Here is a 14,473-nt window from a genome sequence, read left to right as displayed (position 1 = left end):
TCCAAAAGATATAAAAAAGCAGCCCGCGATTTTTATTCGCTCTGGGGCTGCTTTTTGTATGACGATATAGTTTTATATTCAGATTGATGGAAAAGACATTGTCTTAACATCCAGAATAAGTACATCTATACTTACTGCTCGCCCGGATACTTCAGTCCCCACTGGCTGCGGACCTTGTCCAATAGGCGCATAATATCCAGCGATTCTTCCAGTGGGATTACATCGCTTGCCAGCTTGCCTTCGCGGATCAGCTTGCCGACTTCCTCGGCTTCAAAAGCATAACCTTCGGCATCGCGGTCGTCGTTGAACGTTTCCACTTCTTCTCCACCTACAAACAGCGACGCAGACGCGCCGAACAGGAATTGCGGCAGATAGATATAACCCTCTGTACCATGCACGTACGCTTCATTTGGGAAGCCGAGACGAACAGCACCGTTTAGCGTCGCGGCACGGCCGCCTTCGTAACCGAGCAGGATCGAGAACTGCTCATCTACACCGGTCTCGCCGATATGTGCCGTACTGAATACTTCGGCAGGCTTCGCGCCTAGTACCATCGAGGCAAAAGATACCGGATAAATCCCAGCATCCAGCAACGCACCGCCACCCAGCTCAGGGTTCAGCAAGCGGCTCTCCGGGTCCCAGCCAATGCGGAAACCAAAGTCAGCCTTAACCAGACGTACTTCACCAATCTTACCGTCACGGATCCACTCGCGTGCACGACGGATCGGTGGCAGGAAACGGGTCCACATGCCTTCCATCAGGAACAGCTTTTTCTCCCTTGCCAGTGCGATCACTTCTTCCAGTTCACCTGCATTAATGGTAAAAGGCTTTTCGCACAGTACATGCTTGCCCGCGTTCAGAGCATCCAGCACGTTCTGCTTATGTAATGGATGCGGCGTTCCCACATAGACAACTTCCACTTCCGGGTCCTGCAGCATTTTGTCGTAGCTGTCATAGGCCTTGGGAATATTGTATTTGCTGGCGAATGCGTCAGCACTTTCCTGACTGCGGGAGCCAACTGCATAGGCAATACCATTGCTGCTATGCGGCAGGTCAGCCACGAATTTATTGGAGATACCGCCTGTGCCGATAATTCCCCATTTGATCTTGCCTTCGGTTGATTGGGACATATGAATACTCTCCTCCTTGGAACCGGATGCCGCTGTATTTCAGCATCTGGCTGTATACGTTGCAGGCTGGTTACCTGCTAGATTGTATTTCACCAATACCTTTCTATATTAAGCGTAAAGTTTTTGGGGGCATCCGTATATCAATATTCTGATAATTTGTATTAAATATTTGTTATTCGGTTGTCACTTTTTTCCATATAAAGGTAGGTTATACAAGTTGCAGTGCTGGGTGTAGATAAGGTAGCTGGCATGCTTGGATGGCTAGATTCATTTGGCAGCAAGGAGTTTTATCGAGCTCAGGGTCATGGGAGCTTCATCCACTCCAGAAAGGAATAAAGGCCTGTCCTCCGGTTAAGCCTGAAGATCTTTTGATGGGAGAGTAAAGGAAGATCTGCAGGCTTAAAGGTCGTCCTGTCCCTTATTTCCTTTCTTCCATTCTGAGCATTTGCATACCTTGGCAGGCTACTTTCGATTTTTTCTTTTCAATGTTCTTGTATCTCTTGATACTTGTAGTACTTTTAAGCTATTTATCTATAGCATCCATTTAACCTGTATATCAGGTTTTATCAAGTTTACTCATAAATTGGTTGTCATCGTTTATCAAAATCGGCAGACCGCCTCTTGCTCGCTGTCTGCCGATTCGGATGTTCCTGTTAATGCTGTACTTTCTCGCGGTCTTTGCCTTTATCGGCTTCACCGGCGTTACGGGTAGCCGCGTCGCGATCCTGCTGCATTTCTTCAACAGTTTTTACTTTGAGGCGAGCGGCTCCTTCGTATTCCCGTGTTGGGATAAGATTTCCTGCGGTCAGGCGCTGTTTGGCAGCCGTAATTGCTTCGCCATACTGGGGCAGCCAGGCTTCGCCGGCGACGAGCATCTCGTCGACCATCTGCCAGATCTCCGGCGGGTTACATACAGCGCCGACAAGCGGGTCCATCAGGAAGGCCTGGCGCAGCAGCTGATCGTCTCCATGGATGGCTGCTTCCACCGCCAATCGCTGCACAGAAATACTCACATTACATACAGCTGCAGGGCCGAGCGGCAGCTTGCCGACATGTGGCATGGAGATACCGTTACGATCCACATAACCCGGCGCTTCGATAACTGCATCGTCTGGCAGATTAGCGATAATACCATTATTGATCACATTAAAATGTCCACGGTATACGCGTCCGGTCTCCAGTCCTTCGATAATATACGAGCCATGCTCCTCACTGCGCTCTTCCGGGACGAATCGCTTGGGCTCTTCTTTCATCCAGTTGGGGAAATCGGTCTCAAACCAGTTCCGTCCCTCGGTACATACCCGCAGGTAGCCGCCGGTCTCGCCATTGATCCAGTTGTTCAGATCAATCCAGTCGCCAATCTCCTCCGGACGCTTGCGGTACCATGGCACATATTCACTTAGATGCCCATTGGATTCGGTACTGTAATAGCCGAATCGGCGCAGCATATCGATCCGTACTTTCTCGGTACGGCTGTATTCCGGATGTTTTTCAAAAGCTTCCAGTAGACCGGCTGTCAGATCCTCACCTTTATGCGTCGCCTGGATATACCAGGTCTGGTGATTAATACCGGCGCAGATGATATCTACGTCCTTTTTGTCCAGACCGTACACTTCGGCAATCTGATGATGACCATGCTGCACACCATGACATAATCCCACAGTGTTCACTCCGCCGTACACATTGCATGCCCATGTCAGCATCGCCATCGGATTGGAATAATTAAGCAGCAATACATCTTCTGCAGCCACTTCGCGAATATCCCGGCAGATATTCAGCATCTCGGCGATACCCCGCTGACCGTACATAATGCCGCCGGCAGAGAGCGTGTCCCCTACACACTGATCCACTCCGTATTTGAGCGGAATATCTACATCGGTTGCAAAAGCTTCCAGCCCGCCGACTCGAATAGTACAGATGACGTATTTGGCATCTTGGAGCGCTTCACGCCGATCCGTGGTGGACTGAATTGTAATAGACAGTCCATTTTCGCGAATATCCCGCTGGCACAGCTCGGTCACCATCTCCAGATTATGCTGGCTGATATCTGTAAAGGCGATCTCGATATCGCTGAACTCTAGCACAGTGAGCAGATCGCGCAGCAATCCACGGGTGAAGCCGATACTGCCTGCACCGACAAAAGCAACTTTGAATGACATGATATACCCTCCATTTTCATCTTCGAATATATACTGACTGGGCTTGTGTATATTCTACTTTTGATTAGGAAGTAAGCGTTATCAATATCATGACCTTTTTGGAGCTAAGGTGTCAAAAATCCTAACCTTTATTCTTAGTCAGCTGTAGATACATCGTTGGAGTGACCGGTTATCAATCATCGGAACTAGCGTAATCTCTCACAAATCGATCGGATTGATTGCGATAATCGGCAGGTGTAGAGCCGGTATGTTTTTTGAATAATAGGTGAAAATACTGTCGGCTCGCGATGCCTACGTAGTCGGCAATCTCCGGAATCGGAATATCCGTCTGGCTGAGCAGCATCGTCGCCTTGTCCATACGTAGATCGTTCAGATAGGCAGTCGGGGTAATTTGCATATGCTTTTTGAAAATACGGTGTAAATAGCCTGGATGCACATTCACTGCAGCCGCGATCTGTTCCATGCGGATTGAGCGATCGTAGTTCTGATGCATAAACTGAATACTGCGCCGAACATACGATTCGCTCTGCGGCAGACTATGTAGCCGCGTCTCTCCATACAGACGGGCAATGCGCACGAGCAGCTGGGCAAACAGCAGATCACCCAGCATAGAGGATGGCCGCTGCTGATCCAGCTCCAGTACAAGCGATTTGAGTGTGTAATAGACTTCTTCGGGATCAGATAGTACGTAATAGTCTTTGGGGTCCAGGAGCAGGGCAGACAGCTCCTTTTCTTCATGGATCATGTCATTCAGCAGCGAAGAATCACTGCCGGAAGACACAAGACCAAATTCGATATTTAGCATACGGCAGGTGGAATCCGGCGGGACAATCAGCCGATGCGGGACACTGGCGTCAATCACGATGAACTGACCTTTGTGAAGGTGTACCGATTCGGATTGTAGCTTATGGGTCTCTGCCGGTGAGCCTCCCTGTCGATACGTATCGTCTCCTGCAGATTCATTCTGTAGATGCAATAACCCAGTACTATCCGTCTCGCGTTCAATGTGAAGCTCAATCCGGCAGCTGCCCGAGATCATATACATGATTTCGGTCGAAGGGTGCTGATGATAAGCCATCTCGTAATTGGTCCACTGCTTGTAATAATACGCCTGAAAATGAGGACGATAGCTGCTGCTGATAATGTCATCGCGGTATAACGTACCCACCCGCCCAGACAGCTGAACCAGAGCAGCAGCATTATAATTTACCGTATCAACCTTCCAGGATAGCGGCTTTGAGACCGCATGACCTCCACTGATTTCCGGCACTTCGGGTACAGCAGAATTTCTATTACGCTTCCGTGCAGCAGGACGTGAATTGTGCTGCTTTATGCTCTGAGCAGAATTATCGTGCTTGTTCCGCTCTGCGTGATCGATATCAGGACCATCATTTTTTGGCTTATTCATCGTATTGCCTCCTTTCTCTATCTGCTATTGGATTGTCTTCATCTCCTGCTGTTATTTATCTATATATGTATATCATATATCCTTGCTGCTTTCTCTCTACTGCGCATTACTCTACGAAATAGATATTTCTAATGTGCCATCCCAATTGAACATGTTGCAACTTTATAAGCATTCTTTCGTCCATATAATTGTAAAAAATATAATATTTACCTTATATAATGAAAGGATTTGTCATCATGAACAAAAAAGCATGGATCACTCTGGCTCTTTCCTCGGCACTATTACTGCCGATATCTCCAGCTTCTGTACAGGCAGCCAGCTCCCCGCAGCTCATTCTTCATTATACCGGGGGTGGTTATATCAGCGAATTTTCGGAGACTCTTCTGGTTCGTAACGGGGTCAACTATGTGAATATCGGCTATTACCCCAGTTGGCTGGGTCTGGAGCTCAAAATAGATGCTTCCGGCAAGCTCGCTTCTTATAACGGCTGGAACAAGAAATTCGCGGTTCGTGATGGCAGCAAAACCGCCATACTGGATGGCAAAATTGTAACTATGCAAGCACCGGCTCTCATTCACAAAAACAAGCAAACGGACACTCCTTCCATTTATGTTCCTTTGCGGTTCGCAGCGCAGGCACTGGACGGCAAGCTGGTCCGTCCCAATGCTCAGCATAATACTTATCAGATTAATGATATGCATACCTATGAGGTCGTTACGGATGTATACAAAGGGACCACCTATACCCTGACCAAGCTTAACGGCGACCTGTATGCCAGTCGGGGCAAACAAGATCCGGTCAAACTGGCTTCTATCCAGACGGGGTTAGATTCCACAGGTATGGAATTTCGCTCTACGCCGGGCGGTCTGCTGCTGATCACGGTCAATGATTCGTATGGAGAGCCACATATTAACAGCCAGCAGTTCCAGCTGCTGTTCAAAGATGGCAAGTTGATCCGTCAGACCGGTACCGATTTCGGCTGGGGTAGCGGCAATACAGTGAACAGTTATGCGGACAAGCTCGTCATGAACGATGGCACGAATCTTCGTATTATCGAAGATGGTACCGGCAAAGTATTGCAAACCCTGAACCTCGTAGAGCTGGCCGGTAAAGGCAAAGATCAGAAATACAGTGTGGAAGCGATCGATCAGGATATACTGTTGATCCGCAATACCCGAGATCACCAGCTTCAGCTAATCAACCGGAAGAATGGAAATAGTGTGCTGTTGTATCAGCAGTTCCTAACTCACGAACAACAGCAGGGCGTTGAAGAAGATATAGGACCAATGAGCGGTGGCGACCGGATCAACTTCACCAAGCGTGTGGGCAGTACCCTATACTTTACTTACGCTGATTTTGATAAAGGAACCGTAAAAGCCACGTACAATCTGGATAAACTGGATTGATCTGATAAGCTGGCTGAATGTTCGGTGTGAAATTCCATTTCTTCAGGCTCCTATCAAACGATAGAACGAATGAATACGTTCATGGCGAATATAAATGCTGGATTTATACTCAGGAAAGGAATGATTGAGATGAATAAAAAAATACTGACAACTTTATTGCTGTCATCCGCTCTTCTGCTTCCCACTGCTTCTCCCCAAACGGTACAGGCCGCTACCACAGAAACGAAGTACGAATGGAGCTACCAGGGCGAGGGCTATAGCGCTTCCTTTAAGGATAAGACAATTGTACGTAATGGTGTAAACTATATCGAGTTTGCTTCTGTAGCCTGGTTGGCAAATCTTGACTATACTTTAGACTCTACAGGTAAACGTGCCGGGTTCAAAGCTTGGATCAAAAAAATCGCAGTACGTGATGGTAGTAAAATCGCTATGCTAGATGGCAAAAAAGTTACCATGGAAGGACCCGCTTTTCTGAAAAATAACCCGCAATCCGAAAAGATGGAAGTGTATGTTCCTTTTAAATTTGCCGTACAGGCACTGGATGGCAAATACGATGGATACGATTCTGCCACTCATATGATCAAAGTATCCAATATCCATAATTATTCTTTTATTAGCAAAGTATATAAAGGTGTAACCTACACGGTCACCAAAGCAAACGGTGATATATTCAGCACTGTTGGCAACAACAAGCCGATCAAATTAACCTCTCTGAACGCCAGTCTGGATCTGAGCGATATCAATATTCGTTCGACACCCAAAGGGCTGCTGCTGATTACGGTAAATGATTCCTACGGCGAACCTCATATCAACAGCCAGCTGTTTCAGGTTCTGTTCAAAAAAGGACAGGTCATTCGCAGAACCAGCGTAGACTTTAACTGGGGAAGTACGGATCGTGTGGACAGTTACAACAATAAGATAGTCCTGAATGACGGCCAAAAGCTGCGTATTATCGAAGACGGCACCGGCAACGTGCTGGAGACAATCAATCTGCTTGATCTTGCCGGTAAAGGAAAAAACCAGCTGTATAGCATCGAAGCTATCGACGATGCCATGATACTGATCCGTAATGCAGGAGATCGCCAGCTGCAACTGATCAGTCGCAAAACCGGCAAAAGCGTAATCCTGTTCGATCAGCTGCTTACACCCAAACAGCAAGAACTCGTCAAACTCGACTCTGGAGCCATGGGAGCGGGTGACGGTCTGACTTTTATCAAACAAAAAGGTGATACGCTCTATTTCACAATTAGCGCCGAGGGACTAGCCAAAACAACCGCAACCTACAGCCTCAGTAAATTGGCTGCTCTGTAAAGATGGAGTGATCGGCCACGCGATTTACATCCTTGAAAAGATTTATCATGATTCATTCTTGTATGAATAAAAGCAAACGTTGGGTACTGTTTGGATAAAGCGACATTTACCTGCCCATCTTTTGGAAAAGCAGCAAACAAAACAATGGTCATTTCAAAATACAATCTGGTTCAAAGAAAAAGCCGGAAAACAGGCATCTCTCCTGTTCTCCGGCTTCTTCCTTTACGAATCATACATAGCTCTGTATGCATTATACATAGTGTTATATACATCACATATAGTCCTATACACACCATGCATAGTTCTTCATCATCCTGCATATACAGGCTATTTAACGATATTCCTGCGGTACCCGGCGGGCTACACCCGTCTCAATCGCCGCGCGGATTACGCCATCACGTACCAGCTTCACGACCTGATCGTTAAATACCCCCGGAATAATATACAGTTCATTCAACTCGTCTTCCTTGACTACCGAAGCGATCGCCTTCGCAGCAGCGACCTTCATCGCTTCATTAATCACGCTTGCCCGGCAGTCCAGTGCTCCGCGGAAAATGCCCGGGAAACATAGCACATTGTTGATCTGATTCGGATAGTCACTGCGTCCGGTAGCCATGACACGTACATAAGGCTCGGCGACTTCCGGATCGATCTCCGGATCGGGATTTGCCATCGCGAATACGATACGGTCTTCTGCCATCGTCTGAATATGATTAATACTCAGCAGACCCGGACGAGATACGCCAACAAATACATCTGCTCCCTGAATGACTTCGGTCAGATCACCGCGCAGTCTATCGGGGTTGCTATTGGCGGCGATCCAGTTCCACATCTCATGCGGATACTCTTCGTCTGCCACCAGCGCACCGCAGCGATCAACGGCGATCAGATTGCGAGCTCCGGCCGATAGCAGCATTTTCACACAGGCTGCACCGGCAGCGCCGACGCCGAGCACGACAATCTTGGCCGTCTCCAGCGATTTGCCGACGATGCGCAGGGCATTGAGCAGACCTGCCAGTACAACTACTGCCGTACCATGCTGATCATCGTGGAATACAGGAATATCCAGCTCTTCTGTCAATCTGCGCTCAATCTCAAAGCAGCGCGGAGAACTGATATCCTCCAGATTGATCCCACCAAAGGTAGGCGCCATCCATTTCACCGCATTGATAATTTCTTCCGTATCGGTAGTGTTCAGACAGATCGGAAATGCATCTACATCGGCAAACTGCTTGAACAGCATCGCTTTACCTTCCATTACTGGCATAGCGGCTTCAGGACCGATATCGCCCAGACCGAGTACGGCGGTACCATCCGAGACAACGGCAACCATATTGCGCTTGACCGTCAGGGAAAAGGCTTTTTGCTTATCCTCATGAATAGCCATACATACTTTGGCTACCCCCGGTGTATACACATGGGACAGATCTTCACGGTTTTTGACTGGAGTCTTGGGCTGGATCTCGATTTTGCCACCCAGATGCGCCAGGAAAGTGCGGTCTGAGACGTTCACCACTTTTACCCCGGACAGGGCGCCGACAGATTGCAGGATCATCTCACGCACACTTTCCGGCAGATTGACCGTCAAGTCACGGGTAGTACTTTCCGGACTGGCATGAATAACGTCAATCGCGACCACATCGCCGCCTGCTTCCCCGATTGCACCGGCCACTTCGCCAAAAGTCACCTGTTTCTTATCCATCTGTAAACGTATAATCATACTTGTTCCGAGAGCCATCGGGAATCCTCCTGTTCAATATTCAGAGATTATGTTAAGGAAGCATGCAAATAAAAGAGAACGCTTACAATAAAGTTCGGACTTATTATAGCATAGTTTGCCGACAAAGAAACCGGGCAGATGGGATTTTCATCCAGTGGTCATTTCATGCTCTGTATTGGTTAGCTTTCTCCGCTCTCCTCCTGATCATGGAAAAGAAAAGATTCCCCTCCATCAGCAGGTTTACCCTTTCCATTTCCAAAATCATCCTGTCGGTGTATAGGGTTCCGTGGCATGGCTGCGTTACAATTATTGCAGATAAAAGAACTTCATTCATTGTTTAACGAAAGGAAGATAGGGAATGATTGCTTACCTGATAGTAGCGTGTGAAGTGTTATTCTGGGTATTCGTTATCGGTGGTCTGGCCGCACGTTATGTTCTCGGAGCCAAGCGCCTGAGTACATTTCTGCTGATCTGTACGCCGCTGATTGATCTGGTTCTGCTCATTGCAGCCTTTATGGATCTGCGTAATGGAGCTACCGCGACGATGGCACATGGTATTGCTGCCGTGTATATCGGGGTGTCGCTCGCTTATGGACACCGGATGATCCGCTGGGCGGATGAACGGTTTGCCTATCGGTTCGCCGATGGACAGAAGCCGCAGAAGCTGTACGGACGCGAGCATGCCCGTCATGAGCGCACCGGCTGGATGATGCATCTGATCTCATGGATTGTCGGTAACGCCCTGCTGCTGTTCATGATCTGGTATGTAGGTGATCCATCGCGGACGATCGTACTGAACTCGGTTATTCGGGTCTGGGCGATTGTACTGGCGATCGACTTTGTAATCAGCTTCAGCTACACGCTGTGGCCGCGCAAACAAAAAAGCACAGCCTGATTGAATGTTCAGGCCGTGCAGTTATTTAGCAGATGTATACGTAGTCTTATTCGTAGCTTGAACAGCCAGTTCCTTTACCGGGTACTGCTGTATTATCCAGGGAGATTGACCAAAAAGGCTGTTCCTGCCGACCTGCTTACTAGCGGTCTTGGGAACAGCCTTTCTGATTTTATGAATATGATAATTATCCTGTAAAGGTAAACGCTGATTCGTATGCCCCATCAGCATTTGCCAGGTCTGTATATTCTGTATCTGTATCTGTATCTGTATCTGTATCTGTATCAGTATCAGTATCAGTATCAGTATCAGTATCAGTATCAGTATCAGCTGATGTTACTTGAATGCCGGTACAGCGATATCGGAATAATTGTCTTCCAGGAATTTTTTCACTTCCGGGCCGGCCATACGTTCTTTAAGCTTCTGGATTGCTGCGGAGTCTTTGTTATCTTCACGGGCAACCAGTGTGATTGCAAAGGTGGAATCTGCTTTTTCCGTTACCAGTGCATCCTTGACCGGAGTCAGGTTCAGCGGCTTGGCATACGCTGGAGTCATGGCAACCAGATCGGCTTCGTCATACATACGAGCCAGCATCAGCAAATCTACTTCTTTGAATTCAAACTTCTTCGGGTTAGATGTAATATCCGCTTGTGTTGCATTCATGCCTACGCCGTCTTTGAGTGTGATCATGCCTGCCTGTGCGAGCATCTGCAGGGAGCGTCCGATATTGGATGGATCATTGGCAATAGCGATCACTGCGCCTTCTGGCAGCTGGTCGATACTCTTGTACTTTTTGGAATACGCGCCATAGATCGCATCATAGATCGGCTGGATCGCGACCAGATTGGAGCCTTTGCTTTCATTATACTGCTTCATGTAAGGAACATGCTGGAAGAAGTTCGCATCAACTTCTTTGTTCGCCAGTGCATCGTTGGGCTGTACATTGTCAGAAAGTACGACTACTTCCAGATTGATTCCGTCTTTTTGCAGCAGTGGCTTCACAATATCCAGAATATCTGTCATTGGCGGGATCAGCGTCGCAACCTTAAGTGTCTGTTCACCGGTTGTACCTGCTTGTTTATCTGTACCTGTGTTTGTAGAGGCTGTATTGTCTGCTTTTTGTCCGCAGGCTGCGAGCAGCAGTGTCATTGCGAACAGTAGAATCAGTACTGCTTTTTTGTTCATCATGGATTGAGTACCCCCGTGTGTAATTTGTAATGAGTATAGTGTTCAATAACTTGCAATTAATCATAATGCTCCAATAGAGTTGCTGCCGGATCGTTATTCGATTTGATTCGTATAAGATTGTCAGCTAGCTGCTGCAGGATTACCTTTTGTCGATCAATCTGGAGATCAGGCTGCCTGTAAATTGTACTGCCTGTACGAGAATAATCATCAGGATGATCATATAGACCATCACATCTGTCTCGAACCGCTGGTACCCGTACCGAATCGCAAAGTCCCCGATTCCCCCTCCACCGACAATACCCACGACAGTCGAGTAGGAAATGAAACTGATCGCCGAGGTCGTTAGCCCGAGCACCAGCCCGGAACGCGCCTCTACGTACAGAAAGCGAAACACGATCTGCAGCCCGGAAGCGCCCATTGAACGTGCCGATTCCACGACGCCGCGTGGCACATCGAGCAGTGCCTGTTCGACCAGCCGTGCATAATAAGCGATAGCGATAATCGACAGCGGCACCGAAGCCGCCTCTGTCCCGATTGAGGTGCCTACGACCATACGAGTGAACGGGATCAGGAATACGACAAGCAGCAGAAACGGAAACGAGCGGATAATATTGACGAGACTGTTCAGCACACCGGCCAGATACAGATTCTCGTACAATTGTCCTTTTTTGGTCAGATACAATAGTGTACCAAGCGGCAGGCCGATCAGCACAGCAGCTGCAATCGAGATCCCGACCATTGTAAAGGTATCTCCAATCGCCTGCCAGATCTCCGACTGATAACGGTCCATCATCTCGGTAAACGTACGTGTATTATCCATTACTCATTCACCTCGTTTTGCGAAGCCGCTGATCTGCCGGAAGCCCCGGAATGGTTATTATCTGTACGTCCTAGCAGCTGTTCGCGGTAGGACAGCGTATAATCCGGCGCCGGAGCAAATGAGTCGTGTTCCCGCGAATAGCTCTCGGTAATTCGTCCGTGCTCCATAACGGATACGGTACTACATAGCCGCTTGACTACATCCATCTCATGCGTCACGATAACGATCGTTACACCCAACTGCTCATTAATCTGTTGCAGCAGCTCCAGAATACCTGATGTGGAGCGAGGATCAAGCGCAGATGTCGGTTCATCACACAGCAGCACCCGCGGATGATTAGCAATCGCTCGCGCAATCGCTACCCGCTGCTTCTGTCCGCCGCTGAGCTGCGCCGGATATTCATTCAGCTTGTCCAGCAGACCCACCTGTTCCAGACATTCTCTGACCCGCTGCTGACGGCGGGATCTGGGTACACCGGCCAATTCCAGCGAAGCAGCGACATTCCCGCCGACCGTGCGATTATGCAGCAGATTGAACTGCTGAAAGATCATGCCGATCTGCTGACGCGCCGGACGAAGACGACGTTCCGGCAGCTCGTTCAGCCGCTCCCCATTCACAGTGACTGTACCTTGATCTGGACGTTCCAGCATATTGATCATGCGCAGCAACGTCGATTTACCTGCCCCGCTGCTGCCCACAATGCCGTGTATATCCCCGGCTTCAATATGCAGAGTCACCTCTTCTACTGCTGCCTGCCTGCGATCTGTTCCACCAAAATATTTGCTTACGCCTTGCAGCGTGATCATTGTCCCAACCTCCCCTGCCTCATAGCCGGCCTGTTGAGGAATACTTTGTATTACTATTCTTATACGTCTGTTATACCCGGCACTTCTGCTACATTATAAGCAAATGTATATGCTGTGTCACTAATTTTATTGTTGGATATGAAAGCGAAAGCAGAAAGCGATATAATATAAAAAAAGAGCGCCCACTATTTTAACAATAAAGGGGAATTTTATACAATGATCAAAAAATATGCAGTTACCAGCCTGCTGACTGCCCTGTTAACTGTGAACTTGAGCGGCCCAGCTGAATTGGAAGCGGCGGCCTATAAAAAGGAACTCGCAGGTCCCCTGACTTCACAGCTTCAGATCAGTCCATCAGTATCTGCTGCTTCTCTACCTATGCTTGCTACTCTGGCAGCTACTTCTCCGGTGATGCCGCTGAACAGCAAAACAGGAAGCATGCTGAAAAAAGGTTATATTCCCGGTTACAAACTACGCTTCGGCATGACTATGCAGCAAGTCCAGAAAATTTATGGTCAGCCGGTGCGTTCCGACTACTATCTCGGCGGAGAGTACTTCAAGCTAAGCAATATGCCGAATGCTGTTTTTTTCTTTGAAGGCCCGAATCATACTCTTTCTGGTATTCTGATTGTTCCTCCAGGCTTCCAAGGTAAGACATTTACAGATATCCGCAAAGCTCTTGGTAAACCAGACAGTCAGGAGAATGATTTTTTAGAAGGGTATGATCAGGTAATGATGTATACCTATGATAAAGTTACAATGTACTTTGGTGCTAACAACGGCAAACTAATCGATGTGCTTATTGTGAATAAATAAAAACGACCGTTCAAAACAAAACGCAAACCAAAAAGGCACCATTCTGATGATCACCGCAAGGTGACCGCCAGAATAGTGCCTGCTTGTTCTATCTGCAATTCATTATCCGAAGTGAAAATTACTTATAAAGCAGTATTTTTAGATACTTTTTTCTTCACTAAAACATGTCTAACTTTTCAAGCTACCGTTGAATTCAATATATAAAACTTACTACACAGCAGTTTTCAAATGAATTCCCCACTCCGAGCGAAGGAAAGAGAATTCTGCCAAAGACCGACATTTAAGAATAGAGATCGACCGCCTGGCGGTCATTCAGGATCTCTATGCTTAACCGGAGGTCGTGGCAGAATCTCTTTCTGAAGCGGATGAAGCAATCCCACCCCAGTCCATTCTCCCAGAAACTCCCTAACCCATCTCCAAAGCTACGATAGATACGCCAGTCAGACCGCGATCCACACCTGTCCACCTTCAAGCTTCACGTCAAAGGTACGCACCTGACCTTCATCCGGCGCCTGTACCAGCCCGGTCTCCAGATCAATCTGCCAATCATACAGCGGATCATACAATATATGTCCGGACACGATCCCTTCGGCGATCGGACCGCCTTTGGGATGCGGATTACGGTTCTCCAGCGCATATACCTGATTATCCGACGTACGGAATACCGCAAGCTCGATTCCTTTCAGTTCCAGTACACGGCCAATCCGGCTCATGAATTCGTCTACCTGTCCGACAGGGTAAAATGTCTGTACACTGTTCATCGCTTTATCTCTCCTTTGTATTTCCTGTATCTCTGTAAAGGTACAACTGCATTTAC

Annotated in this window: 12 protein-coding genes; 4 read left to right on the top strand and 8 right to left on the bottom strand. The window is 48.0% G+C overall.

From position 1 onward, the window contains the following. Positions 1-131 precede the first annotated feature (131 nt). The 3 genes from AR543_RS07030 to AR543_RS07020 all read right to left on the bottom strand — a co-directional run bounded on the left by AR543_RS07030 (position 132) and on the right by AR543_RS07020 (position 4,697). Entirely contained in the window at positions 132-1,130 is a 999-nt protein-coding gene (locus AR543_RS07030) for a Gfo/Idh/MocA family protein (RefSeq protein ID WP_060533029.1), read from the bottom strand. 653 nt (positions 1,131-1,783) lie between these two features. After that, positions 1,784-3,289, bottom strand: coding sequence for an alpha-glucosidase/alpha-galactosidase (melA, locus tag AR543_RS07025; protein WP_060533027.1), 1,506 nt, complete (start codon positions 3,287-3,289; stop codon positions 1,784-1,786). 172 nt (positions 3,290-3,461) lie between these two features. Further along, a complete protein-coding gene (locus tag AR543_RS07020; protein WP_227871850.1) occupies positions 3,462-4,697 on the bottom strand; it encodes an AraC family transcriptional regulator in 1,236 nt (411 codons plus the stop codon). Positions 4,698-4,933: 236 nt separating this feature from the next. On the opposite strand from AR543_RS07020, the gene AR543_RS07015 reads away from it, so the two are divergent. Continuing rightward, positions 4,934-6,103 carry a stalk domain-containing protein gene (locus AR543_RS07015; protein WP_060533025.1) on the top strand — a complete coding sequence of 390 codons (1,170 nt, stop codon included), beginning with the start codon at positions 4,934-4,936 and terminating at the stop codon, positions 6,101-6,103. Between the two features lie 129 nt (positions 6,104-6,232). Further along, positions 6,233-7,414, top strand: coding sequence for a stalk domain-containing protein (locus AR543_RS07010; protein WP_060533023.1), 1,182 nt, complete (start codon positions 6,233-6,235; stop codon positions 7,412-7,414). A 331-nt stretch (positions 7,415-7,745) separates the two neighbouring features. Here the strand turns inward: AR543_RS07010 and AR543_RS07005 are convergent, their stop codons facing one another. Further along, positions 7,746-9,152, bottom strand: a complete 1,407-nt coding sequence (locus tag AR543_RS07005) for an NAD-dependent malic enzyme (RefSeq protein ID WP_060533021.1) — start codon at positions 9,150-9,152, stop codon at positions 7,746-7,748. 340 nt (positions 9,153-9,492) lie between these two features. On the opposite strand from AR543_RS07005, the gene AR543_RS07000 reads away from it, so the two are divergent. Continuing rightward, positions 9,493-10,029, top strand: a complete 537-nt coding sequence (locus AR543_RS07000) for a hypothetical protein (protein WP_060533018.1) — start codon at positions 9,493-9,495, stop codon at positions 10,027-10,029. 333 nt (positions 10,030-10,362) lie between these two features. On the opposite strand, the gene AR543_RS06995 is transcribed toward AR543_RS07000, so the two are convergent. The 3 genes from AR543_RS06995 to AR543_RS06985 form a co-directional block, all read right to left on the bottom strand. After that, on the bottom strand, positions 10,363-11,214 hold the full coding sequence (locus AR543_RS06995) for a MetQ/NlpA family ABC transporter substrate-binding protein (protein ID WP_060533016.1): 852 nt from the start codon (positions 11,212-11,214) through the stop codon (positions 10,363-10,365). Between the two features lie 139 nt (positions 11,215-11,353). Further along, the gene (locus AR543_RS06990; RefSeq protein WP_060533014.1) at positions 11,354-12,034 is read right to left on the bottom strand and encodes a methionine ABC transporter permease; all 681 of its coding nucleotides are present in this window, start codon (positions 12,032-12,034) and stop codon (positions 11,354-11,356) included. Then, positions 12,034-12,840, bottom strand: a complete 807-nt coding sequence (locus AR543_RS06985) for a methionine ABC transporter ATP-binding protein (RefSeq protein ID WP_060533012.1) — start codon at positions 12,838-12,840, stop codon at positions 12,034-12,036. Before AR543_RS06985 ends, AR543_RS06990 begins: the two co-directional genes overlap by 1 nt. A 216-nt stretch (positions 12,841-13,056) precedes the next feature. Here AR543_RS06985 and AR543_RS06980 point away from each other — a divergent pair, with 216 nt between their 5' ends. Further along, complete coding sequence (locus tag AR543_RS06980) at positions 13,057-13,656, top strand: hypothetical protein (protein ID WP_060533010.1); 600 nt, start codon at positions 13,057-13,059, stop codon at positions 13,654-13,656. Positions 13,657-14,096: 440 nt separating this feature from the next. On the opposite strand, the gene nirD is transcribed toward AR543_RS06980, so the two are convergent. Further along, positions 14,097-14,417, bottom strand: a complete 321-nt coding sequence (gene nirD / locus AR543_RS06975; protein ID WP_060533007.1) for a nitrite reductase small subunit NirD — start codon at positions 14,415-14,417, stop codon at positions 14,097-14,099. Positions 14,418-14,473: the final 56 nt, after the last annotated feature.

The organism is Paenibacillus bovis, from assembly GCF_001421015.2.
Classification (GTDB): Bacteria; Bacillota; Bacilli; order Paenibacillales; family Paenibacillaceae; genus Saccharibacillus; species Saccharibacillus bovis.
The sequence above is the reverse complement of the archived record's forward strand: the minus strand, read 5'-3'. Positions and strand labels throughout refer to the sequence as shown.

What these genes read in the sequence shown, in the direction of transcription:
- AR543_RS07010 (WP_060533023.1), top strand. Translation starts at nt 6,233, where the DNA reads ATGAATAAAAAAATACTGACAACTTTATTGCTGTCATCCGCTCTTCTG.
- AR543_RS07020 (WP_227871850.1), bottom strand. Translation starts at nt 4,697, where the DNA reads ATGAATAAGCCAAAAAATGATGGTCCTGATATCGATCACGCAGAGCGG.
- nirD (WP_060533007.1), bottom strand. Translation starts at nt 14,417, where the DNA reads ATGAACAGTGTACAGACATTTTACCCTGTCGGACAGGTAGACGAATTC.
- AR543_RS07000 (WP_060533018.1), top strand. Translation starts at nt 9,493, where the DNA reads ATGATTGCTTACCTGATAGTAGCGTGTGAAGTGTTATTCTGGGTATTC.
- AR543_RS06995 (WP_060533016.1), bottom strand. Translation starts at nt 11,214, where the DNA reads ATGATGAACAAAAAAGCAGTACTGATTCTACTGTTCGCAATGACACTG.
- AR543_RS07005 (WP_060533021.1), bottom strand. Translation starts at nt 9,152, where the DNA reads ATGGCTCTCGGAACAAGTATGATTATACGTTTACAGATGGATAAGAAA.
- AR543_RS07015 (WP_060533025.1), top strand. Translation starts at nt 4,934, where the DNA reads ATGAACAAAAAAGCATGGATCACTCTGGCTCTTTCCTCGGCACTATTA.
- melA (WP_060533027.1), bottom strand. Translation starts at nt 3,289, where the DNA reads ATGTCATTCAAAGTTGCTTTTGTCGGTGCAGGCAGTATCGGCTTCACC.
- AR543_RS06985 (WP_060533012.1), bottom strand. Translation starts at nt 12,840, where the DNA reads ATGATCACGCTGCAAGGCGTAAGCAAATATTTTGGTGGAACAGATCGC.
- AR543_RS07030 (WP_060533029.1), bottom strand. Translation starts at nt 1,130, where the DNA reads ATGTCCCAATCAACCGAAGGCAAGATCAAATGGGGAATTATCGGCACA.
- AR543_RS06980 (WP_060533010.1), top strand. Translation starts at nt 13,057, where the DNA reads ATGATCAAAAAATATGCAGTTACCAGCCTGCTGACTGCCCTGTTAACT.
- AR543_RS06990 (WP_060533014.1), bottom strand. Translation starts at nt 12,034, where the DNA reads ATGGATAATACACGTACGTTTACCGAGATGATGGACCGTTATCAGTCG.